We start from the raw sequence: 26,220 nt of genomic DNA on the forward strand, positions 1-26,220 counted from the left end.
TTTACCGTTGTAACCAACTGCAAGGGGGCAATAGGACGGGCTACACTTCTGGGTAGATATAGATTCGGGCAACAATCAGCATGTGGCAAACTCTCCTGACGCCGGTCGACCTATACTGCGAGCGGGTCGGGCCGGAGCTCTGGGCCGAGCCGGTCAACGCACTGACCAATCTGGCTTTTCTTGTCGCCGGGCTGTGGGGTGTCCGAGAGGTGCGCCGGCGTGGCACCGGCATCTTCGCCGAAGTGCTGGCCTGGTGGGTGGTGGCGATCGGCGTCGGCTCGGCGCTGTTCCACACCTTTGCCAACCATGGCACGGTCTGGGCCGACGTGCTGCCGATCGCCGGGTTCACGCTGGCCTACACGCTGTTCAACCTGCGCCGTTTCCTCGGCATGAAATGGGGCAAGGCGATCGCCATCTTCGTCGCCTTCTATGCCGTCACCGGGTTATTGACCTGGGCCGTGCCGGACTGGCTGCGCCAGGCATCGAACGGCACGACCGGCTATCTGCCGCCCTTCCTGGCGCTTGCCTTCTTCGGCGTCTTAGTGGCGGCGGGCGGCAACCGCGCCGGCTGGTACAATCTGGCAGGCTCGGCGATCTTCGTCGTGTCGGTCACCTTCAGGATGATCGATCCGCTGGTCTGCGGCAGCTTCCCGCTCGGGACGCATTTCCTGTGGCACATGCTCAACGGGTTGATGCTCGGTGTGCTGCTGGCGGCGGCGGCGCGCTTCGGGGCGCCAAGGGCGGAGTATAAGTAGGGCAGTAGGGCAGTAGGGAAGAGGTCGCTTGTCCTTGCTCCTACTGCCCTACTCCCTTACTCCTAATTCCTATGCCGCCAGATCGCGCAGCACATATTGCAGGATGCCGCCGTTCTTGAAGTAGTCGAGCTCGTCCAGCGTATCGATGCGGCAGATGATCGGAATGTTCTTCACCCTGCCGTCGCCATAGGTGATCTTCGCGACCATCTTCTGTCGCGGTTTGATGGCGCTCAGTCCGTCGATCTCGACCAGTTCGTCGCCCTTGAGGTTGAGCGACGCCCATGAGGTGCCCTCCTCGAAGACGAACGGGATGACGCCCATGCCGACCAGGTTCGAGCGGTGGATGCGCTCGAACGACTGAGCGATGACGGCGCGAACACCCAGGAGGTTGGTGCCCTTGGCCGCCCAGTCGCGCGACGAGCCGTTGCCGTATTCGACACCGGCGAAGATGACCAGCGGCACGCCTTCCTTCTTGTACTCCATGGCGGCGTCGTAGATCGATCTCTCTTCCTTCGACGGATAGTGGATGGTGTAGCCGCCCTCGCGGCCGTTCTCGCCCAGCATGTGGTTGCGGATGCGGATGTTGGCGAACGTGCCGCGCATCATCACCTCGTGATTGCCGCGCCGCGTGCCGTACTGGTTAAAGTCGGCAACGCCGACGCCATGGTCGGTTAAGTATTTGCCGGCCGGCGAGGCCGCCTTGATCGAGCCGGCCGGCGAGATATGGTCGGTGGTGATCTTGTCGCCGAATAGGCCGAGCACCCGGGCGCCCTTGATGTCGCCGATTGTCCCGAAGCCTGATGTCATCCCGGCAAAATAAGGCGGGTTCTGCACATAGGTCGAATGGTCGTCCCAGGCGTAGGTCTGGCCTTCCGGCGCCTTGACGTTCTGCCAGTATTCGTCGCCCTTGAAGACGTCGGCATATTTGCGGGCGAACAGTTCGCGCGTCACGTTCTTCTCGATGAACTCCTGGATCTCGACCGAGCTCGGCCAGATGTCCCGGAGGTAGACCGGGTTGCCGTCACGGTCCTCGCCGAGCGGTTCGGTGGTCAGATCCTTGGTCACGGTCCCGGCCAGCGCGTGGGCGACGACCAGCGGCGGCGAAGCGAGGTAGTTCGCCTGCACGTCGGGCGAGACGCGGCCTTCGAAATTGCGGTTGCCGGAAAGCACCGCGGCAGCAATCAAACCTTTATCGTTGATGGTCTTGGAGATCGGCGCCGGCAACGGGCCGGAATTGCCGATGCAGGTGGTGCAGCCGAAGCCGACCAGGTTGAAGCCGATCTGGTCGAGTTCCTTCTGCAGGCCGGATTTCTCCAGATATTCGGCGACGACCTGGCTGCCCGGCGCCAGCGATGTTTTGACCCACGGCTTCTGCTTGAGCCCGAGCCGGTTTGCGTTGCGCGCCAAAAGCCCGGCGCCGATCAGCACGCTCGGGTTCGAGGTGTTGGTGCAGGAGGTGATGGCGGCGATCACGACATCGCCATGGCCGAGATCATAGTTGGTGCCTTCGACGGCATAGCGCTTGTCGATTTCGGCGGCTTTCTTGTATTCGGTCTCCATCGCCTTGGCAAAGCCGTCCGGAATGCCTTCAAGTGCTACGCGGCCTTCCGGACGCTTGGGGCCGGCCATCGACGGCACGACACTGCCGAGATCGAGCTCGAGCAGGTCGGTGAAGACCGGGTCGGCCGAGCCGGTATCGCGCCACATGCCTTGCGCCTTGGCGTATGCCTCGACCAGCGCGATGCGGTTTTCCTCGCGGCCGGACATGGTGAGGTAGCGGATGGTTTCGCCATCAACCGGGAAGAAGCCGCAGGTGGCGCCATATTCGGGCGCCATGTTGCCGATAGTAGCGCGGTCGGCCAGCGTCATGTTGGACAGACCCGGACCGAAGAACTCGACGAATTTGCCGACGACGCCCTTCTTGCGCAGCATCTGGGTGACGGTGAGCACGAGGTCGGTGGCGGTGACGCCTTCCCTCAGTCTGCCGGTGAGGCGGAAGCCGATAACTTCGGGCAACAGCATGGAGACGGGCTGGCCGAGCATGGCGGCCTCTGCCTCGATGCCGCCGACGCCCCAGCCGAGCACGCCAAGGCCGTTGATCATGGTGGTGTGCGAATCGGTGCCGACGCAGGTGTCGGGATAGGCGGTGGTTTCGCCGCTTTCAGTGTTGGTCCACACGACCTGGCCGAGATATTCGAGATTGACCTGATGGCAGATGCCGGTGCCGGGCGGCACGACGCGGAAATTGCGGAAGGCCTGCTGGCCCCATTTCAGGAATTTGTAGCGTTCTTCGTTGCGCTCGTACTCGAGCTCGACATTGCGGGCGAAAGCCAGCGGCGTGCCGAACTCATCGACGATGACCGAGTGGTCGATGACCAGGTCGACCGGCACCAGCGGATTGATCTTTTGCGGGTCGCCGCCAAGCGAGGCCATGGCATCGCGCATGGCGGCCAGGTCGACCACGGCCGGAACGCCGGTGAAATCCTGCATCAGCACACGGGCCGGCCGATAGGCAATCTCGACGCCGGCGGTTCCCCTGTCGGTCAGCCAGCCGGCGACCGCCTGGATGCTCTCCTTGGTGACGGAACGGCCGTCCTCGTTACGCAGCAGGTTCTCCAGCAGCACCTTCATCGAATAGGGCAACTGGGCGATGCCGGTGAGGCCGTTCTTCTCGGCCTCGACAAGGTCGTAATAAACATAGTCGGTTCCGCCTGCGGTCAGCGTGCGGCGGCAATTGAAACTATCGAGGGATTTTGACACGTGCGATCCGTCCTTGTCTGTTCAGCCTGAAAGGGAACGGACGCCGATGGCATGCAATCACGCGCAAAGGTGCGGGTACGGCCATTTCCGCTGTCCGTTCCCAGCCAACCCGAGCCGTTCAAGGCGGCGCGTGCGCTGGTTCGGCGCTAATTCGCTTCCCGTGCCGACCGCTGGCACGGATGACCCGGATATAGAGAATTTCCTGGAATAGTTCTAGACAGTCGAAAGGCTATTTTGTGCGATGCGGCAGCTGCCGTGGCGCGGTGTTTTCGGGACGGGCAAGGAATGCGGCTGATCGCCGAAAATCTGGGCGGCGAACGCGGCGGCGAAGCGGTTTTTTCCGGCATCAATTTTGCCCTTGAGAAAGGCCAGGCGCTGATCGTCACCGGGCCGAACGGCGCGGGGAAATCGACACTGCTCAGGGTGGTCGCCGGGCTGCTGCCGGTGGCGGCAGGCTGTTTGCTTATCGAAGGCGGCGGCGAGGATTTTCCGTCGGTCGCCTCGGCCTGCCACTATCTCGGTCACCAGAACGCGATGAAGACGGCGCTGAGCGTGATTGAAAATCTGCGCTTCTGGCGCGATTTTTCAGGCGCGGATTTTTTGAGCGCTGAAGCGGCGCTGGAAATGGTCGGGCTTGATGGTATCGGCCATCTGCCGTTCGGCTATCTCTCCACCGGGCAACGCCGCCGCGCGGCGATCGCAAAATTACTGGTCAGCCGGCGACCGCTGTGGCTGCTCGACGAGCCGACGGCTGGGCTGGACAAGGCTTCGGAAGAGCGATTCGCCCGATTGATGACGCAGCATCGCGGAGAAGGCGGGATCATCATTGCGGCAACGCATCTGCCACTGGGGCTCGATGGGGCACAAGCGCTGGTGATGGGGGAAACTGGGTAATGTCGGCATTCCTTCGCGCCGCCCTCTGTCCTGGGCAAGGGCGTCTCACACCATGCTAGCCCTCTTCCTGCGCGATATCCGCCTGAGTATCCGGGCCGGCGGCGGGGCGCTGACCGGCGTGATCTTCTTTCTCGCGGTGATCGCGACGATCCCCTTCGGCGTCGGGCCGGACCTCAATCTGCTTGCCCGCATCGGCCCGGCGATCCTGTGGATCGGCGCCTTGCTCGCTTGCCTGCTCGGTCTCGACCGATTGTTCCAGGCCGACCGGGAAGACGGCTCGCTCGATCTGCTGGTGCTCGGCAACGACCGGCAGATGCTGGCGCTGACCGTACTGACGAAATGCCTGGCGCATTGGGCGGGAAGCGTGCTGCCACTGGTCATCGCGGCACCCTTGCTCGGCCTGTTCATGAATATGGAGCCGATCGGCATCGGCGCCACGGCGCTGACCCTTCTGGTCGGCACGCCGGCGATCACCTTCATCGGCGCTGCCGGTGCGGCGGTGGCGGTGGCGCTGCCGCGCGGCGGGCTGCTGATCTCGGTATTGGTGCTGCCGCTGACCATTCCCGTGCTGATCTTTGGCGTCTCGGCAAGCTATGGCGCGGTGGCGAACCCCGATCCGTTCCTGCAGCCTTTCCTCATCCTCGCCGCGCTGACCTTGTTTCTTGCCGTGCTGGGGCCAGTTGCGGCAGCGTTGGCGCTGCGTCATGGGGCGGACTGATGTGGCCGCTACGCATAGAAAATCCGATCTTTCTCCAGACCATCTACGGCAACTATCCGGACCTGTCTTCTGTCGAGATCACCAAGGCCGAAATCAGTCGCGACGGGCCTAGCCTGCACCTGCATTTTATATCGACCCGTCTCCCCTACCGGCCTCCCGTCAAATGGGGAGCATTCAACGCGGTGTATTTTGAACTCGCGTTCGAAGGTGTCGAGTCGATCAGCGTTCGGAAATTCCAGAGTCATGACAGGAGCGCAGTCAGAATGTGGGACGACGCGGGCAAAATTCTGCTCACCTGCGAAGGAGCTGTCAGGCTGTCCATGACATGCCAGTTCATGCGTATCATCAAAATATCCGGTCTGCTGCAGTCGCAATAGATGAAGTTCCGATTCCGAGTGACCGCAAATCCGCCGCAGACGCCGTTCATTGCGACGAACAGCCAGTGGAGCTATGAACTTCGCTGCAAGAAGCCTTGGATCGAGAAATGAGCGTACACGCCCTTTATGTGACCGCTGCCTATGCCATCACGGCCTTGGTTCTGGCCGGGCTGATCGGCTGGATCCTGTTCGACCAGCGTGCGCGCAAGAGGGACCTCGCCGAGTTGGAAGCGTCCGGCGTGCGGCGGCGCTCCGACAAGGCGGGGAAATCATGAGCATGCAAACGGAAACGCCGGCGCGCACGCGGCGCCTGATCGTGCTTTTGCCGCTGCTGATTTTCCTCGGGCTGGCGGGACTGTTCCTGACGCAGCTGCTGTCCGGCCGCGACACTTCGGAAGTGCCATCGGCGCTGATCGGCCTGCCCGCGCCGCCGACCAACCTGCCGGCGCTGGAGGGCATGAATTTGCCCGGGCTCGACTCCAAGCAGTTCGCCGGCGAGGTTACGCTGGTCAACGTCTTCGCGTCGTGGTGCGGGCCGTGCCGCGACGAGCATCCGGTGCTGCTGGCGCTGTCGCAGGACAAGCGCTTCGTCATCGCCGCGCTCAATTACAAAGACCAGCCGGAAAACGCCCGCCGGTTCCTCGGCAATCTCGGCAACCCGTTCCAGGCGATCGGCGTCGACGCGGCGGGGCGCGCGGCAATCGACTGGGGCGTCTACGGCGTGCCGGAAACCTTCGTCGTCGGCAAGGACGGCAAGATCGCCTACAAGCATGTCGGCCCGCTGACGCCAGGCTCGGCACAGACGCTGCTTTTGCCCGAGATCGAGAAGGCGCTGGCCGCTCCGGGCTGAGACACCGAAAACGCGATGGACGAACGAGACATCCGCGACCATTTTCTGGCTCAGGCGAAAGCCTGCGATGGACTTGGCTCGCCTTTCACCGCGAATTTATGCCGTGCGCTGGCCAAGGTTCTCGACGCAAACACCAGGACCGGGCGGGCGGTGCTCGGCTGGCCGGGCGACGCGCGCGCCGATGGCCTCGCATTGCGCGTGTGCGGCGCGCTGCATGCGTTGGCCCTGACGGGTGGCAGTGAGCGGCTGGCAGTGATCTATCCGCCCAACCAGACAAGCGTATCCGAGATCGCGGCGGTGCTGCCGGAGGCAATTGCGCGATCCGACGAGCAGATCGTCGCCGGCCTCGCCGGCGCGCCGCAGACCAATGAAATCGCCCGGTCGGCGATGCTGCTGCCTGGATTTCTGACGATCGCGCGGGAAACCGGCCTGCCGCTGGACTTGTGCGAGATCGGTGCCAGCGCCGGGCTCAATCTCCTGTTCGACAGCTTTCACTACCGCTACGGCGATGCCGAGTGGGGAGACCCGGCCTCCCCCGTCCGGTTGGCACCGGAGGTGCGCGGGCGCGCTGTTCCGCTTGGTGGAGCGATCGACGTCCGCCATCGCGCCGGCTGCGACATCGCGCCGGTCGACGTCGCCGACGCAGCGGCGCGGTTACGGCTTCGGTCTTACGTCTGGGCCGATCAGGCATCGCGGCTGGCCCGGCTCGACGCCGCGCTGTCACTTGCCGAAAAGTTTCAACCGCTGCTTGTCAAAGCGGACGCGGCGGATTTTGTCGAGAAGGCGCTGGCCGCACGGCAGCAGCTGGGCGGCGCCTTCGTGCTCTATCATTCGATCACGTGGCAATACCTGCCGCGGGCAACCAAGGATGCCATCACCGCCACGCTGGAGCAGGCGGGCAGAGAGGCCACGGCCGTTGCGCCTATCGCAAGACTGGGGATGGAGCCGCGCGATCCCACAAAGGAGTGGGCGGCACTCAGCCTCACTCTATGGCCCGGCGGCGAGACACGCCGCCTAGCCAATTGCGATTACCACGGCCGCTGGATCGAATGGATCGGCTGAGCCGATCAAACCGTTCTGGTTGCGCATGATCTCGTCCGAAAGTCTGCAACTTTTTGCTGCGCTGACCTTCGGTTCGGGATCATGCGTTCGCCTCAGCCGTAGATCTGCTTGTGGACCTGGTAGAGCATTTCGCTGCGGTCGGCGCGCATGTCGGCCAGATCGCGGCTGGAAAAGGAGTCTATTTCGGCGATGAGGCGGTTGTATTGCCGGCGCTTGGCGATGCTGGTGCGAGCGCGGCTCATGAGGTTGTCGAGAATCATAGCGAGGTTCCTTCTGTGCCGCATTGCTGCGGCAGGTTGTTCCTCCCTGATCGATACGGAGCATGACATAGTTATAGTGCCTTGCAAAAAGAAGATGTTGCAATGCACCATTGCGCTGGACGCATAGCCGGTTAACGGCACATGAGCGCCGTCGTTTAGGCCCGTCGTTGAGCAAGGGCGGCCTTGCCGCGTTTTGCCCCAATGTCTCAAGATCCGATATCAACGATCTTGCCATATCGATCTCCGGCTGGCTTGATCGCCCCGGCACTAGCGATTTGCATGACCGGGAGGAAACCATGGCCGCCGAAGACTACGAGATTCTCGATCCGCGTTTTGCGCGACTTTTCAACAGCAACGCGCAGGTGGACAGGCTGTTCACCGGATGCCGGTGGGCGGAAGGGCCGGCCTGGTTTGCGGCCGGCCGTTATCTGGTGTGGTCCGATATCCCCAACAACCGCATGCTGCGCTACGACGAGACCGATGGCAGCGTCAGCGTGTTCCGGCAGCCGTCCGGCAATTCCAACGGCAACACCGTCGACCGGCAGGGCCGGCTGGTCACGTGTGAGCATTCGGGCCGCCGCGTCAGCCGCACCGAGCATGACGGCTCGATCACCACCATCGCCGACAAATGGCGCGGCAAGCGGCTGAACTCGCCCAACGACGCGGTGGTCAAGTCCGATGGTTCGATCTGGTTCACCGACCCGACCTACGGCATCGATACGGATTATGAGGGCGACAAGGCCGAGAGCGAGATCGGCGCCTGTCATGTCTACCGGGCCGACCCCGGCACCGGTGAGATCGAAGCGGTGATCACCGATATGGTCAGGCCCAACGGGCTTGCCTTCTCGCTCGACGAGAGCAAGCTCTATGTCGTCGACACCGGTCGCACGCATGGCGCCCAGAATCCGGCGCATATGCGGGTGTTCAATGTCGACGAGGGCGGCAGGAAGGTATCCGGCGGAAATGTCTTCGCCGACTGCACGGCCGGCCTGTTCGATGGCTTCAGGCTCGACGATCAAGGGCGGATCTGGACGAGCGCCGCCGACGGCATCCATTGCTACGATCCGGACGGAACGCTGATCGGCAGGATCAAGGTGCCGGAAGTCGTCGCCAATTGCGTGTTCGGCGGCAACAAGCTGAACTGCCTCTACATCGCCGGCACGACCTCGCTCTACATGGTCCGGCTGATGGTCAACGGCGCAAAGACCTACTGAGCGGCCGCCAAGCAATATGCAAGCGAGCACATTGCAATGTCTTCTCGGGCGGATCGCGCCCGAGCAGATTTACCACATGGTGTGTTTGTATTCTTCGTCCAGCCAGCGATCGGTCGCCTCGGCCGAATCGGCGAGCGCCAGCTGGTCGCGCAGGATCTGGCCGAGCGTCGGCAACGTCGCGCGGTCGTACCAGGTTTCCGGCTTCCACAAATCGGAGCGCATGAAAGCCTTGGCGCAATGCATGTAGGCGGCCTTGACCGTCACCAGGACGACGCTTTGCGGTTCCTTGCCGTCGACGGCGAGCCGCTCGCGCAAAGCCGCATCGACAGTGATGCGGGCATCGCCGTTGACGCGCAGAGTCTCATTCATGCCTGGAATGAGAAAGAGCAGCCCGACCGAGGGGTTCAGAAGAATGTTCTCCAGCGTGTCGAGCCGGTTGTTGCCGGGCCGGTCGGGGATGGCAATGGTCTTCTCGTCAAGCACGGCGGCGAAGCCCGTCTGTCGCCCTTCGGCGTCACATCGCTATTGCCGGCGCCGTCGGAGGAGCCGATCAGCACGAACGGGCTTTTGCCGATGAAGGAACGGCTGTGGCCATCCAGCGCCTTCAATTCCTTGCGGATCGAGCCGTCGGTCGGCCGAGGCGTCTTGTAGATCGTTCTCAGCACCTCGCGCGTGGTGACGAATTCCATGCCCTCTCCTTAACCGTTACTTGCCGGCCTTCTCTTCGTTTCCGGTCTTACCTTCAAGCGAATGGCGCATGATCAGCGGCATCTGGCTGAAGGTGAAAAGAAGCGTGATCGGCATGATCCCCCAGACCTTGAAGGTAACCCAGGCGTCGGTGGAAAAATTCCGCCAGACCACTTCGTTGACAAGGGCCAGAAACAGGAAAAACAGGCCCCAGCGGAAGGTGAGTTTCTTCCAGCCCTCGGCATCGAGGCTGAAAGCCGAATCGAAGACGTAGCCGAGCAGCGACTTGCCGAAGAACAGCCCGCCGAGCAGCACGCCGCCGAACAGCATGTTGACGATGGTCGGCTTCATCTTGATGAAGATGTCGTCCTGCAGATAGAGCGTCAGCGCGCCGAAGACGAAGACGACGACGCCCGATACCATCGGCATGATCGGCAAGGTGCGGGTGAGCAGCCAGGAAGCGATCAGCGCGATCGCGGTCGCGGCCATGAACAGGCCGGTGGCGACGAAGATCGGCCCACCGAATTCGGCCAGCGCCGGAAATTTCTGCGTCAGCCATGCGCCGCGCGCGTTGGCGAAGAAGAACACCATCAACGGGCCGAGCTCCAGCACCATCTTGAGCAGCGGATTGACGCCTTCCTTCTTCTGTTTCTGCGGGTCGGACGGGTCGCGTTCGAGGATGCGCGGGTTCATAGGCTTTCCTTCTTGCGCATGACCTGTCCAAAAAGTGTGCGACTTTTTGGGATCATGCTTGTTACGCCACTCCAGCGATCGCCCTGGCGAACTCGCTTGCGGAGAATGGTTCGAGGTCGTCGACCTGTTCGCCGACGCCGATGAAATAGACCGGCAATTTGTGCTTTGCCGCGATCGCAACCAGAATACCGCCGCGTGCCGTGCCGTCCAGCTTGGTCATCACTAGGCCGTTGACACCGGCGACATTGCGGAAGATCTCGACCTGGTTGAGCGCGTTCTGCCCGGTGGTGGCGTCGACCGTCTGCAGCACGGTGTGCGGCGCCTCCGGATCGAGCTTGCCCAGCACCCGGACGATCTTTTCCAGTTCCGCCATCAGCTCGGTCTTGTTCTGCAGCCGCCCGGCGGTGTCGATGATCAGCACGTCGGAGCCGGCTTGCTTGGCCTGTTCGAAGGCGTCGTAGGCAAGACCTGCCGCATCGGCGCCAAGCTTCGAGGCGATGACCGGCGACTTGGTGCGCTCGCCCCAGATCTTCAACTGCTCGATCGCCGCAGCGCGGAACGTGTCGCCGGCTGCGAGCATCACCGATAGGCCGCCATCGGTGAGCTTTGCCGCCAGCTTGCCGATGGTCGTGGTCTTGCCGGTGCCGTTGACGCCGACGACAAGGATGACATGCGGCTTGTGGCTGAGGTCGAGCTCCAGCGGCAAAGCGACATGGGTCAGCACCTTCTCCACTTCGGTCGCCATGATGGCGCGGACTTCCGCCTCGGAGACGTCCTTGCCGTAGCGGCTGGCGGCCAGTGAATCGGTGATGCGCAGGGCCGTTTCCATACCGAGATCGGCGCGGATCAGCACGTCCTCCAGATCCTGGAGCGTGTCCTCATCGAGCTTGCGCTTGGTGAAGACGCCGGCGATGTTGCCGGACAGTTCCCGGGAAGAGCGGGCAAGCCCCTCCTTCATGCGCTGGAACCAAGAGCGTTTCGGTGCCGGTTCCGGCGCCTTCTGCGGCCCGGCTTTCTGCTCGACCTTCTTGGTTACGGTGACCTTGCCGGGGGCGGGCTTTGGCTCCGGCGGCGGCTGCGGAACGGCCTCGCGCTTTACCTCCCCCTCGATGGGGGAGGTCCCGAGCGGAGCTCGGGGGTGGGGGTGGCTGGCGCCGGCGCTGTCACTCCACCCCGCGGCTTCGCGGCGACCCTCCCCATCGAGGGGAGGGTGGGGCGCTGGCACGGCTTCAGGCTCGGGCGCGATCTCGGCACGGACCGGCTTCGCCTCGACCGGCGCCGGCTGGCGAATGGGGGGCGGGATTTCGGCTTGCGGCGCTTCAGGCTCGGGCGCAGTTGAGGGGGGCTCGGCCGGCGGTGCGGCATCTTGCGCAGGTCCGCGCTGCCCCTCACCCTTACTCTCTCCCCGTAAAGGACGGGGAGAGGGGGGCGTCAGCGTAGGAGCTTCTTCGTTGCCGCTTTCAAAAGGAGGCTCGGCGTGACGATCAGCACCCTTCTCCCCGTCCCTATACCGGGAGAAGGTGCCGGCAGGCGGATGAGTGGCAGCGCCACGTTCGGATGACGGACGCTCAGACTGGACGATCTCCTGCGTCGGCTCTGGCTCAGGAATTTCCTCCGGCTCTGGCTCCCGAACTGGCTGGCGAATGACGGGAGCGACCGGAATCTCCTTTGGCGCCGCCTGTTCGGCGGGCGCCTCCGGCTCCTCGACCGGCGCAGGTTCCGGCTGGATGTCCGGCTCGGGCCGAATGGTCGGCGCAGGTTCGGGCTCGGCCTCTTCGACAGGCGCCGGCTGCGGCGCGGGCGGTGCTTCCGGCTCGACTGGCGGCGGAGGCACAGCTTCTGCTTCGGGCCGAGGCTCTTCGCGTATCAAAAATTCCGGAACAGTCTGTTCGGCGGCCGGCTTCAGCGCCTCCAGCGCGTCCCATTTGATCGGCGGCAGGGGTGCTGACTCGTCGATCCGCTCCTCGACCACTTCCTTCTTGCCGAACGAAAATATCTTCTTGAGAAAACCAGCCATGTTCCTGCGTCTCAGGCGGCGCGGGCGGCAAGCGGCGCCGCGATCAGGCGCGCGCCATCATGGCCGGCGATATCAGCCTCAACGATTTCGCCCGGCGCGCCCTCGGAGATCGTGGCAAGCGTAAAGCCTTCGGTGCGGCCGAGCCTGTCACGCTCGACCAGGATCGACTGGCGTGTTCCGGTGAGTGCAGCGAGGTGGCGGCGATAAGCGGCGTCACCGGCGGCGCGCAGCCGTGCCGCACGCTGCTTGACCAGTTCGCGGCGAAGCTGCGGCATGCGCGCGGCGGGGGTGCCTTCGCGCGGCGAGAACGGGAAGACGTGGAGATGCGTCAGCCCGCATTCCTCGACGATCTCAAGCGATTTTTCGAACATAGCGTCCGTCTCGGTCGGGAAGCCGGCAATGATGTCGGCACCGAAGACGATGCCGGGACGCAATTTGCGCAAATCCTCGCAAAAACGGATCGATTGATCCCGGTTGTGCCGGCGCTTCATCCGCTTCAGGATCATGTCGTCACCCGCCTGCAGCGACAGATGCAGATGCGGCATCAGCCGGGGCTCGGTGGCGATGGCGTCGAGCAAGTCGTCGTCGGCCTCGATCGAATCAATCGATGAGAGGCGCAGGCGTTTCACGCCAGGCACCTGCTTCAGGATCGTCTTGACCAATTTGCCGAGTTTCGGGCTGCCAGGCAGGTCGGCGCCGAAACTGGTCATGTCGACGCCGGTCAGCACGATCTCGGCATAACCATTGCCGCTCAGCCGCTCGACCTGCTCGACCACGGCGCCCATCGGCACAGAGCGCGAATTGCCGCGGCCATAGGGGATGATGCAGAAGGTGCAGCGGTGGTCGCAGCCGTTCTGCACCTGGACGAAGGCCCGCGCCCGGCCCTCGATGGCGTCGACCATGTGGCCGGCCGTCTCGCGTACCGAAAAAATATCGTTGACGCGAGCCTTCTCGGTATCGTTGACGCCGAAATCCGGCAGCGCGCGATAGGAATGCGCCTTCAGCTTCTCTTCGTTGCCAAGGACGAGATCGACCTCGTCCATGGCAACGAAATTCTGCGGCTCGGTCTGCGCCGCGCAGCCGGTGACGATGATGCGGGCGGCTGGGTTCTCGCGCCGGGCCCTGCGGATCGACTGTTTTGCCTGGCGCACCGCCTCGCCGGTGACGGCGCAGGTGTTGAAGATGATTGCGCCGCCGTCCAGCGCGCCAAGGCCGGCGCTCTCCGCCTCCCGCCGCATCACCTCGGATTCGTAGGTGTTCAGCCGGCAGCCGAAGGTGACGACGTCTACACCTTTGGGAATTGTGGGGCCCCTGGAAAGAGCGGGACCCTTCTTGGCAAGAGGAGCCATCAGGCGGCGCTTTCGGTGTCGCGGGCCCACACGCCGGTCGACGGGTCGAAGCTGCCGGAAAATTCCCATTCGGCGGCGCCGGTGAGGATGACGTGGTCGTCGCCGCGCCACTCGACGTGCAGCGAACCGCCGCCGGGTGTCACCAGAGAGACGCTGCGTCCGGTCCGCCTGGTGCGCGCGGCAGCGACGACGGCGGCACAAGCCGCCGTACCGCAGGCCTTGGTCAGGCCGGCGCCGCGCTCCCAGGTGCGGATGACCATCGTCTCGGGCGAGGTCACCCGCGCGATGGTGATGTTGGCGCGTTCGGGGAAGATCGGGTGGTTTTCGAGCAGCGGGCCGAAGCGGTCGAGTTCGTAGGACCAGACGTCGCGGTCGACCCAGAAGATAGCGTGCGGATTCCCCATCGACACGACCGACGGCGAGTGCAGCACAGGCGCGTCGATCGGGCCGATCTGCAGCTCGATCATGCGGGTATCGCGAAATTCCTCGGCGAGCGGAATATCCTGCCAGCCAAAACGCGGCTTGCCCATGTCGACCGAGATCAGCCCGTCGGCATGTTCTTCGGCGTTGAGGAGGCCGGCCACGGTCTCGAAGGCGAACGTCTTCTGGCCGGTCTCGGCGGCAAGTGCCTGCACCACGCAGCGCATGCCGTTGCCGCAGGCCTGCGCGCCGGTTCCGTCGGAATTCAAGATGTCGATGAAAAAGGCGGTGCCCGGCGTTGTGGCGTCGTGGATCGCCATGATCTGATCGAATTTCGTCGCGGCATCGGCATTGAGCGCAAGCGCGGCAGCCGGCGTCACCCGATCGGCGCGACCGCGCATGTCGGCAACGATGATCTCGTTGCCAATGCCGTTCATCTTGGCGAAGGGGGCAGTGCTTGCCATGGATCGAAAGGTCTCATGTCGGTTTGGCGCCTATATGGCGGATACCGGCCGAAATTACCAGTGTGCGCACGCGTCAGAGCGACCTGCGTCCATTTGGACGCACAAAGTACGCTCTGAACATTTTTGAACCAGCGCACGTGCTTTCTGCTGCGCACTTTTGCCCGACATGCATTAGGCCACCGCGAAGACGCCAAGCACGATCAGCAGGAAGATGATTAGCACGATGCCGATGAGAATACGGGCGCCGGTGGCGGCGGCTCCGGCCAATGCCGGCATGCCGAGCAAGCTGGCCGCGGCCGCGATAATCAGAAGAATGACAATCCATTTGATCATGGGGGACCCCTTGCAGCCGACGGTTGTAGATGCTGACCAACGCGTTTGCGACGCCCAGGTTCCGCAGGGGGTCCGATGGCCGCGAAGCCGGCCGCCTGCCTAGAGCGCCGGCACGTCCCAGACTTCGCCGGGACGCAAGGCGCGAAAGCGTTCTTGCGGGATACCTTGATCGTCGAGGGCTTCGCCAAGCTTTCTGGCCGGCTCGTCGATCGGCTCGTTGGTCAGCCGGAACGTGCCCCAATGGCAGCCGGCAGCATGGGCGGCGTTGCACAAAAGCATGCCTTGCACCGCCTCCTCCGGGTTCTGGTGGTGTGGCGCCATGAACCAACGCGGCTCGTAGGCGCCGATCGGCAGGATGGCCAGGCGGAAGCCGCCGTGCCTTTCGGCCATCAGCCGGTAGTTGATGCCATCGTGGAAGCCGGTGTCGCCGGCGAAATAGACCCTTCCGCCCGGCGTCTCGACCACAAATCCCGCCCACAGCGCCATGCGCCGGTCGCGGGTGCCGCGCGCCGACCAGTGGTGCACCGGCTCGACATGGACCGCCACATCCTTGCCGATCTCGACCCGCTCGCCCCAGTCATGCACGGAGAGCCGCATGCCGGGAACGCCATCGTCGATGATGGCGTCATTGCCGAGCGGCGTCAGCACCAGCGGGTTGTGCTTTGTCTTCAGCCGCTTCAGCGTGGCGAGGTCGAGATGGTCGTAGTGGTTGTGGCTGACCAAAACGAGGTCGATCGGCGGCAGGTTGGAAAAGGCGATGCCCGGCAGATTGACCCGTTTCGGCCCGGCAAAGGACAGCGGCGAGACGCGCCGCGACCAGACCGGGTCGGTGAGGATGTTCAGGCCGGCTGTCTGGATGAGCAGCGTGGAATGGCCGACCATGATCAGCCTCAGCCCGGAGCCGTCGATCCGTTTGGCCGGTGTCGCTTGATGAAATGGACTCGGATTCGCCGCCGGCCATTTCGAGCGCTCGCCGCCCAGCTGCCACTTCAAAAGATCGGAAAAGCGGGCAGGCGGCTTGCCGTTGGGATTGAAAAACAAGGTGCCGTCGAAATGATCGCTGGGCGGGCCGCTATAGTAGCGATTGGCGGCTCTTTTTCTCGCAGCCAAGGTTTCGCCTCCGGCAGGGTTCCGTTTCATCAGAGATAGGACCGAAGCGGGCTGGCGCAAGCATTTGGCGGCCGGACGCCAGGTCACGCCTGTCCAGGCAAACCGCTGCGCAGCCTCGAGTCAGGCGCGAAGAGCAGGCTTTGACGACCGCATTCTGTGGTAAAGTTGCAACAGATGCTGCCGCAAATGGTATTTTAACCATATCGGGTTGAAATTTCGCCACCTTCTCCATCTTGGTGAAGGGGATATTGTGCGGACGGCAGCCCCAGCCGGATCCGACGGAGGTTTGAAATGAATTTTTCGAAGACCGGTCTGCTGGCCGTATCGCTTGCCGCGCTCGTTGCGAGCGGCTGTTCAACGTCACGGTTCTCGTCGATGGACCAGCAGCCGTCGCCGCTGCAAGCCGCGCCCTCCGGCAAAGTGACCGCAAACCAGTTGCCGCCGCCAGCGGCGCCCGGCACGGCCGACCCGTCGAAATTTCCGACGGCGCCGCAAGACCCCCAGGTCGCTTCGTTGCCGCCGGACGGGACGGCTCCGGCCGGAGCCGCGGATCTTACCGCAGGCAGCGTCGCCGGCGTGTGGAAGGCCAGTGTGTCCGGCCAGAGCTGCCAGGTGGCAACGCCGCAGACCAAGTTCGGCGCCGGCTACCGGGCCGGACCGCTGCATTGCCCGGCGCCGATCAACGGCATCAAATCGTGGAACGTCGCCGGCAAGCAGTTGACGCTGTACGACGAGAATGGCGGCACGCTGGCACGGCTCTATTCCTCAGGCGGCGAGAAATTCGACGGCCAGACTTCCAACGGCCTGCCGATCTCGCTTACAAGAGGCTGACCCGCCGCTTATTTGTTTTACGCAATTCCGAACGGAAAACCGCCACACACTTTTCCTGGAATTGCTGTCTTTTGTTTATACGCAATTCCGGACCGAAACCGCTAAGCACTTTTGAATTGCTCTAGAACGACGTGACCGATGCATCTGCGTGACGGCCTTCAGACCCATGCGACCGTCCGGCAGCTCTACGACCATCTGGTCGATACCGGCCTGATCGACCGCGATTCGGCGCAGGAGCGGATCGTCGCTGCACTCGACCGGTTGATCGATGAGATCTCGGCAAAGCGGCTGGCGCGCAAATCGAGCGCGCTGGGCTGGCTGTTCGCCCGCAAGCGTGAAACGCGCGAGGCCGTCAAGGGCCTCTACATCCATGGCGGCGTCGGCCGCGGCAAGACCATGCTGATGGACATGTTCTTCGAGCTGGTGCCGGTCAGGCGCAAGCGTCGTGTGCATTTCAACGACTTCATGGCCGATGTGCAGGATCGCATCCAGAAGCATCGGCAGGCGCGTAAAGAGGGCGCCGTCAGGGAAGACGACCCGATCGCGCCGGTGGCCCGCGCGCTGGCCGAGGAAGCCTGGGTGCTGTGCTTCGATGAGTTTTCCGTCACCGACATCGCTGATGCGATGATCCTGTCCCGGCTGTTCTCGGCGCTGTTTGCCAACAGCGTCGTGCTGGTCGCCACGTCCAATGTCGCGCCGCAGGATCTCTACAGCGACGGCTTGAACCGCCAGCTTTTCCTGCCCTTCATCGGCATCCTGGAGCGGCATGCGCAGGTGCTGGCGCTGGATGCCGACAAGGACTATCGGCTGGACAAGCTCAGCCGCCTACCGGTGTATGTCACCCCTGCCGATGCCGCCGCCGATGCTGCCCTCGACGAGGCCTGGGAAGTGATGACGCGTGGCCGGCGGACAGCCGAGGCGGCATTGACGGTAAAGGGCCGGCAGATCGTGGTACCGCGCGCTGCCGGTGAAGCAGCGCGGTTTTCCTTTGCCGATCTTTGCGAAAAACCGCTCGGTGCCCGCGATTTCCTGGCGATTGCCGGCCGCTTCTCGACCATCTTCATCGATCATGTGCCGGTGCTTGGCGAAGGCATGCGCAACGAGGCCAAGCGCTTCATCCTGCTGATCGACACGCTCTACGATCATCATGTGCGGCTGGTGGTGAGCGCCGCTGCACCGCCACCGCAGCTGTACACGGCCAGGCGCGGCAACGAGGTCTTCGAGTTCGAGCGCACCGCGTCACGGCTGATCGAGATGCAGAGCCATGAATGGCTGGAAGACTGGGCGGGGAGGCAGAGGGGGAAGGTGGTGCCTGTGGAGGCGAGGCAGGCGCAGGCCTAAACCTCGTTTCGTAGCGTCCCGTCACACCCCTCTCTGTCCTGCCGGACAGAGGGGGATGCTGTCCCGCCATCCCAAAAGGTTCGGTCCTGCTGTAATGCCCTACAGCTCAAACACATACATCACGAACTCCTCCGCCCCATGCGGTTCCTTCCGCGCCTCATACACCGCGCGGGCCGCAATATGTCCGGCTCAGTGCCGACCCAGGCCTCCTCGCAGCCAAGCTCGCGGCCGAACTCAAACATGGCGTCGAGCATCTTCGTCGCTATGCCCTGGCGCAGGAAGGCCGGCGATACGCCGACTTCGTCGATATGGAGTTCGCTCACCTTGTCCGGGTGGCGGTGGATGACGGCGGCGCATTGACCGACCACGCCATCGGCCACGGCGACGATCATGAAATGGCCGGTTCGCGGAGATATGCTGCCAGCCGATCCGGCCTGACCGGTTCATCGAACACATCCTCGGCGACCCGCATCACAAGGGCGTCATCGCCTGAGTTGAGCCTTACGATTTCCACATGCATTGTGTAAAATCTCCCAAGTCGGCTTACAAACTTTGACGTTTACGTAACTCCCAATCGATCTAACCGATTGAAAAAACTCGCTCCAAAATAATCGTTTGAATATTTTGTGCGCCGGGGCTATTGGGTGCGGCGAAATCTTTGCGGCTTCCCCGCAGCATTCCGGTCTCCTTCCTCGACGCCGTCATCAAATTCGTGAAGGATTTGGGCGCCGTCACAGTCTAAAGGGAAAACCTCCTGACATGGCACGCAACAAGATAGCGCTTATCGGCTCGGGCATGATCGGCGGCACGCTCGCCCACATGATCGGCCTCAAGGACCTCGGCGACGTTGTGCTGTTCGATATCGCCGAGGGCATCCCGCAAGGCAAGGGGCTGGATATCGCGCAGTCGTCGCCGGTCGATGGGTTCGATTCCAGGCTGACCGGCGTCAACGATTACGCCGGCATCGAGGGAGCCGACGTCTGCATCGTCACCGCCGGCGTGCCGCGCAAGCCCGGCATGAGCCGCGACGACCTTCTCGGCATCAACCTGAAGGTCATGGAGCAGGTTGGCGCGGGTCTCAAGAAATACGCGCCGAAAGCCTTTGTCATCTGCATCACCAACCCGCTCGACGCCATGGTCTGGGCGCTGCAGAAGTTTTCCGGCCTGCCGAAGAGCCATGTCGTCGGCATGGCCGGCGTGCTGGACAGTTCGCGCTTCCGCTATTTCCTGGCCGAGGAATTCAAGGTGTCGGTCGAGGATGTCACCGCCTTCGTGCTCGGCGGTCATGGCGATTCCATGGTGCCGATGATCCGCTATTCGACTGTCGCCGGCATCCCGCTGCCCGACCTCATCAAGATGGGCTGGACCTCGAAGGAAAAGCTCGACCAGATCGTTCAGCGCACCCGCGACGGCGGCGCCGAGATCGTCGGCCTGCTCAAGACCGGTTCGGCCTTCTATGCGCCGGCCGCCTCGGCGATCTCGATGGCCGAGGCCTATCTCAAGGACAAGAAGCGCGTGCTGCCCTGTGCTGCGCATCTCTCCGGCCAGTATGGTGTCAAGAACACCTATGTCGGCGTGCCGGTGGTGATCGGTGCCGGCGGCGTCGAGCGCATCATCGAGATCGAGCTCAGCAAGCCCGAGCAGAAGATGTTCGACAATTCGGTGGCGGCGGTGCAGGGCCTGTGCGAGGCCTGCGTCAAGATCGCTCCGCAACTCGCCGCCAAGTGACCCGCCGCCAAGTGACCTGGAGACAACGCGCATGAACATCCATGAATATCAGGGCAAGGCGCTGCTGAAGGGCTTTGGCGCGCCGGTGGCCGAAGGCGTGCCGGTGTTCGAGGCAAGCGAAGCGGAAGCCGCCGCCAAGGCGCTGCCCGGCCCCCTCTATGTTGTGAAGAGCCAGATTCATGCCGGCGGCCGCGGCAAGGGCAAGTTTAGGGAGCTCGGTCCCGACGCCAAGGGTGGTGTCAGGCTGGCGAAGTCGGTGGCCGACGTCGTTGCCAACGCCAACGAGATGCTCGGCCACACGTTGGTCACCAAGCAGACCGGCCCGGCGGGCAAGCAGGTCAACCGCCTCTATATCGAGGACGGCGCCGACATCGAGCGCGAGCTCTACCTGTCGCTGCTGGTCGACCGCTCCGTCGGCCGCATCGCGTTCGTCGTCTCGACCGAGGGCGGCATGGACATCGAGGCGGTCGCCCATGACACACCGGAAAAGATCATCACCGTCGCCATCGACCCGGAAAAGGGTGTGACGGCGGACGATTTGAAAGAACTCAACGGCGCGCTGAAGCTCGACGGCGAGCCCGCCAAGGACGGCGAGACGCTATTCCCGATCCTCTACAAGGCCTTCGTCGAGAAGGACATGAGCCTGCTCGAGGTCAATCCGCTGATCGTCATGAAGAATGGCCGGCTCCGCGTGCTCGACGCAAAAGTGTCGTTCGACAACAACGCGCTGTTCCGCCATCCCGACGTGATGGAGCTGCGCGACATCACCGAAGAAGACGAGAAGGAGATCGAGGCGTCGAAATACGACCTCGCCTATGTCGCGCTCGACGGCAATATCGGCTGCATGGTCAATGGCGCTGGCCTCGCCATGGCGACGATGGACATCATCAAGCTCTATGGCGCCGAACCCGCAAACTTCCTCGATGTCGGCGGCGGTGCGTCGAAGGAGAAGGTGACGGCGGCGTTCAAGATCATCACCAAGGATCCGGCGGTCAAAGGCATCCTGATCAACATCTTCGGCGGCATCATGAAGTGCGACATCATCGCCGAGGGCGTGATTGCGGCGGTCAAGGAAGTCGGGCTGCAGGTGCCGCTGGTGGTGCGGCTCGAAGGCACCAATGCCGAGCTCGGCAAGAAGATCATCAACGACAGCGGGCTCAACGTCGTCTCGGCCGACGACCTCGACGACGCGGCCAAGAAGATCGTGGCGGCGGTGAAGGGCTGATCTGGTGCCTCCGCACAAGATAAATCTGGTCGAGGCGGCGGATCAGAAGATCAAAAAGGTCTTCGATCCGCATATCGCCGGCGACGTGAACGACGCCCAGGTCAAGATCGCCAAGTTCGGCGATGTCTTCGACTGGCACGCGCATGACAATGAGGACGAAGCGTTCCTGGTGCTGCGCGGCCGCATCGCTATCGATTTCCGCGACGGCACGGTGGAGCTTGGCAGCGGCGAGTTCATCGTCGTGCCGCGGGCGGTCGAGCATCGGCCGCGCTCGCTGAGCGAGGAGCCGGTGGTGCTGATGTTCGAGCCGGCGACGACGCTCAACACCGGCAATGCCAAGAGCGACCTCACCGTCGCGGAACTGAAACGGCTGTAGCGACCTTGTGAATGTCACACAGTTACACATATACTGTGTGACATTTTCAGGAGAAAAGAGAATGAAGAACATCACTCTTGCGGTTGAGGATGAGATTCTGGAGCAGGTCAAGCTGACGGCTGCCGAACAGCGAACGACCGTCAACGCCATGGTGCGCGAGTATTTCGCGGCAGTGGCGACGAAGCGGCGCGCCAAGGACGAGGCACGGCAAGCCTTGCTGAACCTTGCCCGCGAGGCGGCAGGCGACATGGGCGGCAAGAAGTGGAACCGGGAAGCTCTCTATGACCGCTGAGTGCTTCCTCGACACGAACGTGCTCGTCTATGCCGCCATCGGGCACAAATCCGAGCGCGCCAAGTACAAGCGCGCTGTGGAGTTGATCGCCAAGGAAGACTATTCGACCTCCGCACAGGTGCTGCAGGAGTTCTATGTGAATGTGACCAAACGAGCAGATGTCACGCTGGCCCCAGCGAAGGCCGCCGAATGGGTCGCCGCGATCTCCATGAAGCCCTGCCAGGATTTGGACAGCGCGGTCGTCATGCGGGGCATTGAGAACTCGCAGCGCTACCAGATTTCATATTGGGATGGCGCAATCATCGCCGCCGCCGAGCGCCTTGGCGTCAAGACACTTTACACCGAAGACCTCAACCACGGACAGACTTACGGCACCGTGGTCGCCATCAATCCCTTCCGCACTCACTGATCAGGTCGCAAAATGTCCATTCTCGTCGACAAGAACACCAAGGTGCTCGTGCAGGGCCTGACCGGCAAGACCGGCACGTTCCATACGGAGCAGGCGCTGGCCTATCACGGGACAAAAATGGTCGGCGGCATCCACCCCAAGAAGGGTGGCGAGACGTGGACCGGCGCCAAGGGCGAGAGCCTGCCGATCTTTTCCACGGTTGCCGAAGGCAAGGCAACGACCGGCGCCAATGCTTCCGTTGTCTATGTGCCGCCGGCGGGCGCCGCAGAGGCGATCCTGGAAGCGATCGAAGCCGAGATCCCGCTGATCGTCTGCATCACCGAGGGCATCCCGGTGATCGACATGATCAAGGTCAAGGCAAGGCTCGACCGCTCGACATCGCGGCTCATCGGTCCCAACTGCCCCGGTGTCCTGACCCCCAACGAATGCAAGATCGGCATCATGCCCGGCAACATCTTCCGCAAGGGCTCGGTCGGCGTTGTTTCCCGCTCGGGAACGCTTACCTATGAGGCAGTGTTCCAGACCACCAATGTCGGCCTCGGCCAGACCACCGCCGTCGGCATCGGTGGCGATCCCGTCAAAGGCACGGAGTTCATCGACGTGCTGGAGATGTTCCTCGCCGACGACGAGACCCAGTCGATCATAATGATCGGCGAGATCGGCGGCTCGGCCGAGGAAGACGCCGCGCAGTTCCTCAAGGACGAAGCCAAGCGTGGCCGCAAGAAGCCGATGGCCGGTTTCATCGCCGGGCGCACGGCGCCGGCCGGCCGCACCATGGGCCATGCCGGCGCGGTGATTTCCGGCGGCAAGGGCGGCGCCGAGGACAAGATCGCGGCGATGGAATCGGCCGGGATCAAGGTATCGCCGTCGCCGGCGCGGCTCGGCACGACGTTGGTCGAGGCGATAAAAGGAAAGTAAGGCAGTAGGGGAGTAGGGCAGTACGGCAATAGGGGACTGGGCGTATCTTGCCCTACTGCCGTACTGCCCTACTCCCCTACTCCCCTAAAAAAGGAGACGGAGCAGGCGCTCCGCTGAGAAAATGGCAAGACAAGATCAGGCCAACGACCAATTTTCGCTTACCTCTTTCCTCTATGGCGGCAATGCCGATTATATCGACGCGCTCTACGCCGCCTATGAGGACGATCCCGCTTCGGTCGATCCCGAATGGCGGGATTTCTTCGCGGCACTGAAGGACGACGCCGGCGATGTCCGCAAGAATGCCAAGGGCGCCTCATGGGCCAAGCCCTCATGGCCGCTGCAGGCCAATGGCGAATTGGTGTCGGCGCTCGACGGCAATTGGGGCATCGTCGAAAAGCACATCGAGAAGAAGGTCCAGCACAAGGCGGTGATGAACGGCGTCTCCCTTTCCGACGCCGACGTGCATCAGGCGACGCGCGATTCCGTGCGCGCCATCATGATGATCCGTGCCTACCGCATGCGTGGCCATTTGCACGCCAATCTCGATCCGCTCGGCATCGCCAAGCCGCTCGAGGACTATAACGAGCTGTCGCCGGAAAATTACGGCTTCACCGCCGTCGATTACGATCGCCCGATCTTCCTCGACAATGTGCTCGGCCTCGAATTCGGCACCATCCGGCAGATGCTCGATATCCTGACCCGCACCTATTGCTCGACGCTCGGCGTCGAGTTCATGCATATTTCCGATCCCGAGGAGAAGGCCTGGATCCAGGCGCGCATCGAGGGCACCGACAAGGAGATCTCCTTCACCGCCACCGGCAAGAAGGCGATCCTGCAGAAGCTGGTCGAGGCCGAAGGCTTCGAGCAGTTCATCGACGTCAAGTACAAGGGCACCAAGCGCTTCGGTCTCGACGGCGCAGAGGCGCTGATCCCGGCGCTGGAGCAGATCGTCAAGCGCGGCGGCCAGCTCGGCATGAAGGAAATCGTCCTCGGCATGGCGCATCGCGGCCGGCTGAACGTGCTCTCCCAGGTGATGGCCAAGCCGCACCGCGCCATCTTCCACGAGTTCAAGGGCGGCTCGGCCGCACCCGACGAGGTCGAGGGCTCGGGCGACGTGAAGTACCATCTCGGTGCTTCGTCGGACCGCGAGTTCGATGGCAACAAGGTGCACCTGTCGCTGACCGCCAATCCCTCGCATCTGGAAATCGTCGATCCGGTGGTGATGGGCAAGGCGCGGGCCAAGCAGGACTCCCTGTTCGGCCGCAGCCGCGAGGAGATCGTGCCGCTGGAAGAGCGCGCCAAGGTGCTGCCGCTGCTCCTGCACGGCGACGCCGCCTTTGCCGGCCAGGGCGTGATTGCCGAAATCCTCGGCTTGTCGGGCCTGCGCGGCCACCGCGTCGCCGGCACGCTGCATTTCATCATCAACAACCAGATCGGCTTCACCACCAATCCGCGCTTCTCGCGCTCGTCGCCCTACCCATCGGATGTGGCCAAGATGATCGAGGCGCCGATCTTCCACGTCAACGGTGACGATCCGGAAGCCGTGGTCCATGCCACCAAGGTGGCGATCGAATTCCGCATGAAGTTCCACAAGCCTGTCGTGGTCGACATGTTCTGCTACCGCCGCTTCGGCCACAATGAGGGCGACGAGCCGGCTTTCACCCAGCCGATCATGTACAGCAACATCCGCAGCCACAAGACGACGGTGCAGATCTATGCCGATCGGCTGATCGCCGAGGGCCACCTCACCCAGGCCGAATTCGACAAGATGAAGGCGGACTGGCGGGCACATCTCGAGCAGGAATTCGAAGTCGGCCAGCATTATAAGCCAAACAAGGCCGACTGGCTGGATGGCGCTTGGTCGGGCCTGCGCACGGCCGACAACCAGGACGAACAGCGGCGCGGCAAGACCGCCGTGCCGGTCAAGACGCTGAAGGAAATCGGTAAGAAGCTGACCGAGGTGCCGAAGGATTTCGAGGCCCACAAGACGATCCTGCGGTTTCTCGAGAATCGCCGCCAGGCGATCGAGTCGGGCGAAGGCATCGACTGGTCTACAGCCGAGGCGCTGGCCTTCGGCGCCATCCTGCTCGACGGCAATCCGGTCCGGCTGTCCGGACAGGATTCGGAGCGCGGCACGTTCTCGCAACGCCACTCCGTGCTCTACGATCAGCGCGACGAGACGCGCTACATTCCGCTCAACAATCTGTCGGCGGCGCAAGCCGGCTTCGAGGTCATCAACTCGATGCTGTCTGAAGAGGCCGTGCTCGGCTTCGAATATGGCTACAGCCTGGCCGAGCCGAAGGCGCTGACGCTCTGGGAGGCCCAGTTCGGCGATTTCGCCAACGGCGCCCAGGTGGTGTTCGACCAGTTCATCTCGTCGGGCGAGCGCAAGTGGCTCAGAATGTCGGGCCTCGTCTGCCTGTTGCCGCATGGCTATGAAGGCCAGGGGCCGGAACATTCGTCGGCCAGGCTCGAGCGCTTCCTGCAGCTTTGCGCCGAAGACAACATGCAGGTGGCCTACTGCACGACGCCGGCCAACTACTTCCACATCCTGCGCCGGCAGTTGAAGCGGGATTTCCGCAAGCCGCTGATCCTGATGACGCCGAAGTCGCTGCTGCGTCACAAGCGGGCGGTGTCGACGCTCCCGGAGATGTCGGGCGAAAGCGCGTTCCACCGGCTGTTGTGGGACGATGCCCAGCAGCTCCCCGGCCAGGCGATCAAGCTCACCAAGGATTCGAAAATCCGCCGCGTCGTGCTCTGCACGGGCAAGGTCTATTACGACCTCTACGAGGAGCGCGAGAAGCGCGGCATCAACGACATCTATCTGCTGCGCGTCGAACAGCTCTATCCCTTCCCGGCCAAGGCGCTGATCACCGAGCTGTCACGCTTCCGCAACGCCGAGATGGTGTGGTGCCAGGAGGAGCCCAAGAATATGGGCGCCTGGTCGTTCATCGATCCGTATCTGGAATGGGTGCTGGCGCATATCGACGCCAAGCATCAGCGGGTGCGCTATACCGGCCGGCCGGCCGCCGCGTCGCCGGCCACCGGATTGATGTCGAAGCATCTCGCCCAGCTTGCCGCCTTGCTCGAAGACGCCCTCGGTGAATAGAACAGAGCTCGGCGAATAGAACAGAACC

26 protein-coding genes and 1 pseudogene are annotated in these 26,220 nt (G+C 63.2%); 17 read left to right on the forward strand and 10 right to left on the reverse strand.

All coding sequences use genetic code 11. The features are described 5' to 3' along the window. Window positions 1–80 precede the first annotated feature (80 nt). Entirely contained in the window at window positions 81–755 is a 675-nt protein-coding gene (locus ACWTU8_RS16300) for a ceramidase domain-containing protein (protein ID WP_455848942.1), read from the forward strand. 69 nt (window positions 756–824) lie between these two features. On the opposite strand, the gene acnA is transcribed toward ACWTU8_RS16300, so the two are convergent. Then, window positions 825–3,515, reverse strand: coding sequence for an aconitate hydratase AcnA (acnA, locus tag ACWTU8_RS16305; protein ID WP_455848943.1), 2,691 nt, complete (start codon window positions 3,513–3,515; stop codon window positions 825–827). Between the two features lie 285 nt (window positions 3,516–3,800). Between acnA and ccmA the strand changes: the two genes are divergently transcribed. From ccmA to ACWTU8_RS16335, 6 genes are all read left to right on the forward strand, one after another. After that, the gene (gene ccmA / locus ACWTU8_RS16310) at window positions 3,801–4,409 is read left to right on the forward strand and encodes a heme ABC exporter ATP-binding protein CcmA (protein ID WP_455848944.1); all 609 of its coding nucleotides are present in this window, start codon (window positions 3,801–3,803) and stop codon (window positions 4,407–4,409) included. A 52-nt stretch (window positions 4,410–4,461) separates the two neighbouring features. Beyond that, entirely contained in the window at window positions 4,462–5,127 is a 666-nt protein-coding gene (ccmB, locus tag ACWTU8_RS16315; protein WP_095520063.1) for a heme exporter protein CcmB, read from the forward strand. After that, on the forward strand, window positions 5,127–5,504 hold the full coding sequence (locus tag ACWTU8_RS16320) for an Imm50 family immunity protein (RefSeq protein WP_455848945.1): 378 nt from the start codon (window positions 5,127–5,129) through the stop codon (window positions 5,502–5,504). The genes ccmB and ACWTU8_RS16320 overlap by 1 nt, the downstream gene beginning before the upstream one ends. 107 nt (window positions 5,505–5,611) lie before the next feature. Then, entirely contained in the window at window positions 5,612–5,779 is a 168-nt protein-coding gene (gene ccmD, locus ACWTU8_RS16325) for a heme exporter protein CcmD (protein WP_455848946.1), read from the forward strand. Further along, entirely contained in the window at window positions 5,776–6,354 is a 579-nt protein-coding gene (locus ACWTU8_RS16330) for a DsbE family thiol:disulfide interchange protein (RefSeq protein ID WP_455848947.1), read from the forward strand. Before ccmD ends, ACWTU8_RS16330 begins: the two co-directional genes overlap by 4 nt. A 15-nt stretch (window positions 6,355–6,369) precedes the next feature. Beyond that, complete coding sequence (locus ACWTU8_RS16335; RefSeq protein ID WP_455848948.1) at window positions 6,370–7,416, forward strand: DUF2332 domain-containing protein; 1,047 nt, start codon at window positions 6,370–6,372, stop codon at window positions 7,414–7,416. 92 nt (window positions 7,417–7,508) lie between these two features. On the opposite strand, the gene ACWTU8_RS16340 is transcribed toward ACWTU8_RS16335, so the two are convergent. Continuing rightward, window positions 7,509–7,676: a hypothetical protein gene (locus ACWTU8_RS16340; protein WP_084646772.1), complete on the reverse strand. Its 168-nt coding sequence runs from the start codon at window positions 7,674–7,676 to the stop codon at window positions 7,509–7,511. Between the two features lie 296 nt (window positions 7,677–7,972). On the opposite strand from ACWTU8_RS16340, the gene ACWTU8_RS16345 reads away from it, so the two are divergent. Then, window positions 7,973–8,890 (forward strand): SMP-30/gluconolactonase/LRE family protein, encoded by a 918-nt coding sequence (locus tag ACWTU8_RS16345; protein WP_455840766.1) that lies wholly within the window; start codon window positions 7,973–7,975, stop codon window positions 8,888–8,890. 69 nt (window positions 8,891–8,959) lie between these two features. Here the strand turns inward: ACWTU8_RS16345 and ACWTU8_RS16350 are convergent. The 7 genes and pseudogenes from ACWTU8_RS16350 to ACWTU8_RS16380 all read right to left on the reverse strand — a co-directional run bounded on the left by ACWTU8_RS16350 (window position 8,960) and on the right by ACWTU8_RS16380 (window position 15,993). Further along, window positions 8,960–9,579, reverse strand: a pseudogene (locus ACWTU8_RS16350) (pyridoxamine 5'-phosphate oxidase family protein). A 16-nt stretch (window positions 9,580–9,595) separates the two neighbouring features. After that, window positions 9,596–10,270: a septation protein A gene (locus tag ACWTU8_RS16355; RefSeq protein ID WP_095520069.1), complete on the reverse strand. Its 675-nt coding sequence runs from the start codon at window positions 10,268–10,270 to the stop codon at window positions 9,596–9,598. 61 nt (window positions 10,271–10,331) lie between these two features. Next, window positions 10,332–12,287 (reverse strand): signal recognition particle-docking protein FtsY, encoded by a 1,956-nt coding sequence (gene ftsY / locus ACWTU8_RS16360; RefSeq protein ID WP_455848949.1) that lies wholly within the window; start codon window positions 12,285–12,287, stop codon window positions 10,332–10,334. 11 nt (window positions 12,288–12,298) lie between these two features. Beyond that, window positions 12,299–13,636 carry a tRNA (N(6)-L-threonylcarbamoyladenosine(37)-C(2))-methylthiotransferase MtaB gene (gene mtaB, locus ACWTU8_RS16365; protein WP_455848950.1) on the reverse strand — a complete coding sequence of 446 codons (1,338 nt, stop codon included), beginning with the start codon at window positions 13,634–13,636 and terminating at the stop codon, window positions 12,299–12,301. Continuing rightward, window positions 13,636–14,520 carry a diaminopimelate epimerase gene (gene dapF / locus ACWTU8_RS16370; protein ID WP_455848951.1) on the reverse strand — a complete coding sequence of 295 codons (885 nt, stop codon included), beginning with the start codon at window positions 14,518–14,520 and terminating at the stop codon, window positions 13,636–13,638. Before dapF ends, mtaB begins: the two co-directional genes overlap by 1 nt. A 171-nt stretch (window positions 14,521–14,691) precedes the next feature. Further along, window positions 14,692–14,853 carry a DUF1328 family protein gene (locus tag ACWTU8_RS16375; protein WP_029349395.1) on the reverse strand — a complete coding sequence of 54 codons (162 nt, stop codon included), beginning with the start codon at window positions 14,851–14,853 and terminating at the stop codon, window positions 14,692–14,694. A gap of 99 nt (window positions 14,854–14,952) precedes the next feature. Next, entirely contained in the window at window positions 14,953–15,993 is a 1,041-nt protein-coding gene (locus tag ACWTU8_RS16380; RefSeq protein WP_455848952.1) for an MBL fold metallo-hydrolase, read from the reverse strand. Between the two features lie 261 nt (window positions 15,994–16,254). On the opposite strand from ACWTU8_RS16380, the gene ACWTU8_RS16385 reads away from it, so the two are divergent. Then, entirely contained in the window at window positions 16,255–16,794 is a 540-nt protein-coding gene (locus ACWTU8_RS16385) for an AprI/Inh family metalloprotease inhibitor (protein WP_455848953.1), read from the forward strand. 138 nt (window positions 16,795–16,932) lie between these two features. Then, entirely contained in the window at window positions 16,933–18,135 is a 1,203-nt protein-coding gene (zapE, locus tag ACWTU8_RS16390) for a cell division protein ZapE (RefSeq protein WP_455848954.1), read from the forward strand. A gap of 119 nt (window positions 18,136–18,254) precedes the next feature. On the opposite strand, the gene ACWTU8_RS16395 is transcribed toward zapE, so the two are convergent. After that, a complete protein-coding gene (locus ACWTU8_RS16395) occupies window positions 18,255–18,527 on the reverse strand; it encodes a GNAT family N-acetyltransferase (protein WP_455848955.1) in 273 nt (90 codons plus the stop codon). Window positions 18,528–18,894: 367 nt separating this feature from the next. Here ACWTU8_RS16395 and mdh point away from each other — a divergent pair, with 367 nt between their 5' ends. The 7 genes from mdh to ACWTU8_RS16430 all read left to right on the forward strand — a co-directional run bounded on the left by mdh (window position 18,895) and on the right by ACWTU8_RS16430 (window position 26,192). Next, entirely contained in the window at window positions 18,895–19,863 is a 969-nt protein-coding gene (gene mdh, locus ACWTU8_RS16400) for a malate dehydrogenase (RefSeq protein WP_455848956.1), read from the forward strand. A 31-nt stretch (window positions 19,864–19,894) separates the two neighbouring features. Then, window positions 19,895–21,088: an ADP-forming succinate--CoA ligase subunit beta gene (sucC, locus tag ACWTU8_RS16405; protein ID WP_455848957.1), complete on the forward strand. Its 1,194-nt coding sequence runs from the start codon at window positions 19,895–19,897 to the stop codon at window positions 21,086–21,088. Window positions 21,089–21,092: 4 nt separating this feature from the next. Continuing rightward, window positions 21,093–21,464 (forward strand): cupin domain-containing protein, encoded by a 372-nt coding sequence (locus ACWTU8_RS16410; RefSeq protein WP_029349383.1) that lies wholly within the window; start codon window positions 21,093–21,095, stop codon window positions 21,462–21,464. Window positions 21,465–21,525: 61 nt separating this feature from the next. Further along, a complete protein-coding gene (locus tag ACWTU8_RS16415; protein ID WP_455848958.1) occupies window positions 21,526–21,756 on the forward strand; it encodes a hypothetical protein in 231 nt (76 codons plus the stop codon). After that, on the forward strand, window positions 21,746–22,165 hold the full coding sequence (locus ACWTU8_RS16420) for a PIN domain-containing protein (protein WP_029349379.1): 420 nt from the start codon (window positions 21,746–21,748) through the stop codon (window positions 22,163–22,165). Before ACWTU8_RS16415 ends, ACWTU8_RS16420 begins: the two co-directional genes overlap by 11 nt. Window positions 22,166–22,177: 12 nt before the next feature. After that, window positions 22,178–23,083 carry a succinate--CoA ligase subunit alpha gene (gene sucD, locus ACWTU8_RS16425; protein ID WP_065007261.1) on the forward strand — a complete coding sequence of 302 codons (906 nt, stop codon included), beginning with the start codon at window positions 22,178–22,180 and terminating at the stop codon, window positions 23,081–23,083. Window positions 23,084–23,204: 121 nt separating this feature from the next. Continuing rightward, a complete protein-coding gene (locus ACWTU8_RS16430) occupies window positions 23,205–26,192 on the forward strand; it encodes a 2-oxoglutarate dehydrogenase E1 component (protein WP_455848959.1) in 2,988 nt (995 codons plus the stop codon). The last annotated feature ends 28 nt before the right edge of the window (window positions 26,193–26,220 follow it).

It is taken from the genome of Mesorhizobium sp. BHbdii, assembly GCF_053848045.1.

What these genes read in the sequence shown, in the direction of transcription:
- ccmA (WP_455848944.1), top strand. Translation starts at nt 3,801, where the DNA reads ATGCGGCTGATCGCCGAAAATCTGGGCGGCGAACGCGGCGGCGAAGCG.
- sucD (WP_065007261.1), top strand. Translation starts at nt 22,178, where the DNA reads ATGTCCATTCTCGTCGACAAGAACACCAAGGTGCTCGTGCAGGGCCTG.
- dapF (WP_455848951.1), bottom strand. Translation starts at nt 14,520, where the DNA reads ATGGCAAGCACTGCCCCCTTCGCCAAGATGAACGGCATTGGCAACGAG.
- ccmD (WP_455848946.1), top strand. Translation starts at nt 5,612, where the DNA reads ATGAGCGTACACGCCCTTTATGTGACCGCTGCCTATGCCATCACGGCC.
- ACWTU8_RS16415 (WP_455848958.1), top strand. Translation starts at nt 21,526, where the DNA reads ATGAAGAACATCACTCTTGCGGTTGAGGATGAGATTCTGGAGCAGGTC.
- ftsY (WP_455848949.1), bottom strand. Translation starts at nt 12,287, where the DNA reads ATGGCTGGTTTTCTCAAGAAGATATTTTCGTTCGGCAAGAAGGAAGTG.
- ACWTU8_RS16380 (WP_455848952.1), bottom strand. Translation starts at nt 15,993, where the DNA reads ATGAAACGGAACCCTGCCGGAGGCGAAACCTTGGCTGCGAGAAAAAGA.
- ACWTU8_RS16375 (WP_029349395.1), bottom strand. Translation starts at nt 14,853, where the DNA reads ATGATCAAATGGATTGTCATTCTTCTGATTATCGCGGCCGCGGCCAGC.
- ACWTU8_RS16395 (WP_455848955.1), bottom strand. Translation starts at nt 18,527, where the DNA reads ATGATCGTCGCCGTGGCCGATGGCGTGGTCGGTCAATGCGCCGCCGTC.
- ACWTU8_RS16300 (WP_455848942.1), top strand. Translation starts at nt 81, where the DNA reads ATGTGGCAAACTCTCCTGACGCCGGTCGACCTATACTGCGAGCGGGTC.
- ACWTU8_RS16385 (WP_455848953.1), top strand. Translation starts at nt 16,255, where the DNA reads ATGAATTTTTCGAAGACCGGTCTGCTGGCCGTATCGCTTGCCGCGCTC.
- mdh (WP_455848956.1), top strand. Translation starts at nt 18,895, where the DNA reads ATGGCACGCAACAAGATAGCGCTTATCGGCTCGGGCATGATCGGCGGC.
- ACWTU8_RS16355 (WP_095520069.1), bottom strand. Translation starts at nt 10,270, where the DNA reads ATGAACCCGCGCATCCTCGAACGCGACCCGTCCGACCCGCAGAAACAG.
- ACWTU8_RS16430 (WP_455848959.1), top strand. Translation starts at nt 23,205, where the DNA reads ATGGCAAGACAAGATCAGGCCAACGACCAATTTTCGCTTACCTCTTTC.
- zapE (WP_455848954.1), top strand. Translation starts at nt 16,933, where the DNA reads ATGCATCTGCGTGACGGCCTTCAGACCCATGCGACCGTCCGGCAGCTC.
- ACWTU8_RS16420 (WP_029349379.1), top strand. Translation starts at nt 21,746, where the DNA reads ATGACCGCTGAGTGCTTCCTCGACACGAACGTGCTCGTCTATGCCGCC.
- ACWTU8_RS16345 (WP_455840766.1), top strand. Translation starts at nt 7,973, where the DNA reads ATGGCCGCCGAAGACTACGAGATTCTCGATCCGCGTTTTGCGCGACTT.
- sucC (WP_455848957.1), top strand. Translation starts at nt 19,895, where the DNA reads ATGAACATCCATGAATATCAGGGCAAGGCGCTGCTGAAGGGCTTTGGC.
- ACWTU8_RS16340 (WP_084646772.1), bottom strand. Translation starts at nt 7,676, where the DNA reads ATGATTCTCGACAACCTCATGAGCCGCGCTCGCACCAGCATCGCCAAG.
- mtaB (WP_455848950.1), bottom strand. Translation starts at nt 13,636, where the DNA reads ATGGCTCCTCTTGCCAAGAAGGGTCCCGCTCTTTCCAGGGGCCCCACA.
- ACWTU8_RS16320 (WP_455848945.1), top strand. Translation starts at nt 5,127, where the DNA reads ATGTGGCCGCTACGCATAGAAAATCCGATCTTTCTCCAGACCATCTAC.
- ccmB (WP_095520063.1), top strand. Translation starts at nt 4,462, where the DNA reads ATGCTAGCCCTCTTCCTGCGCGATATCCGCCTGAGTATCCGGGCCGGC.
- ACWTU8_RS16335 (WP_455848948.1), top strand. Translation starts at nt 6,370, where the DNA reads ATGGACGAACGAGACATCCGCGACCATTTTCTGGCTCAGGCGAAAGCC.
- ACWTU8_RS16330 (WP_455848947.1), top strand. Translation starts at nt 5,776, where the DNA reads ATGAGCATGCAAACGGAAACGCCGGCGCGCACGCGGCGCCTGATCGTG.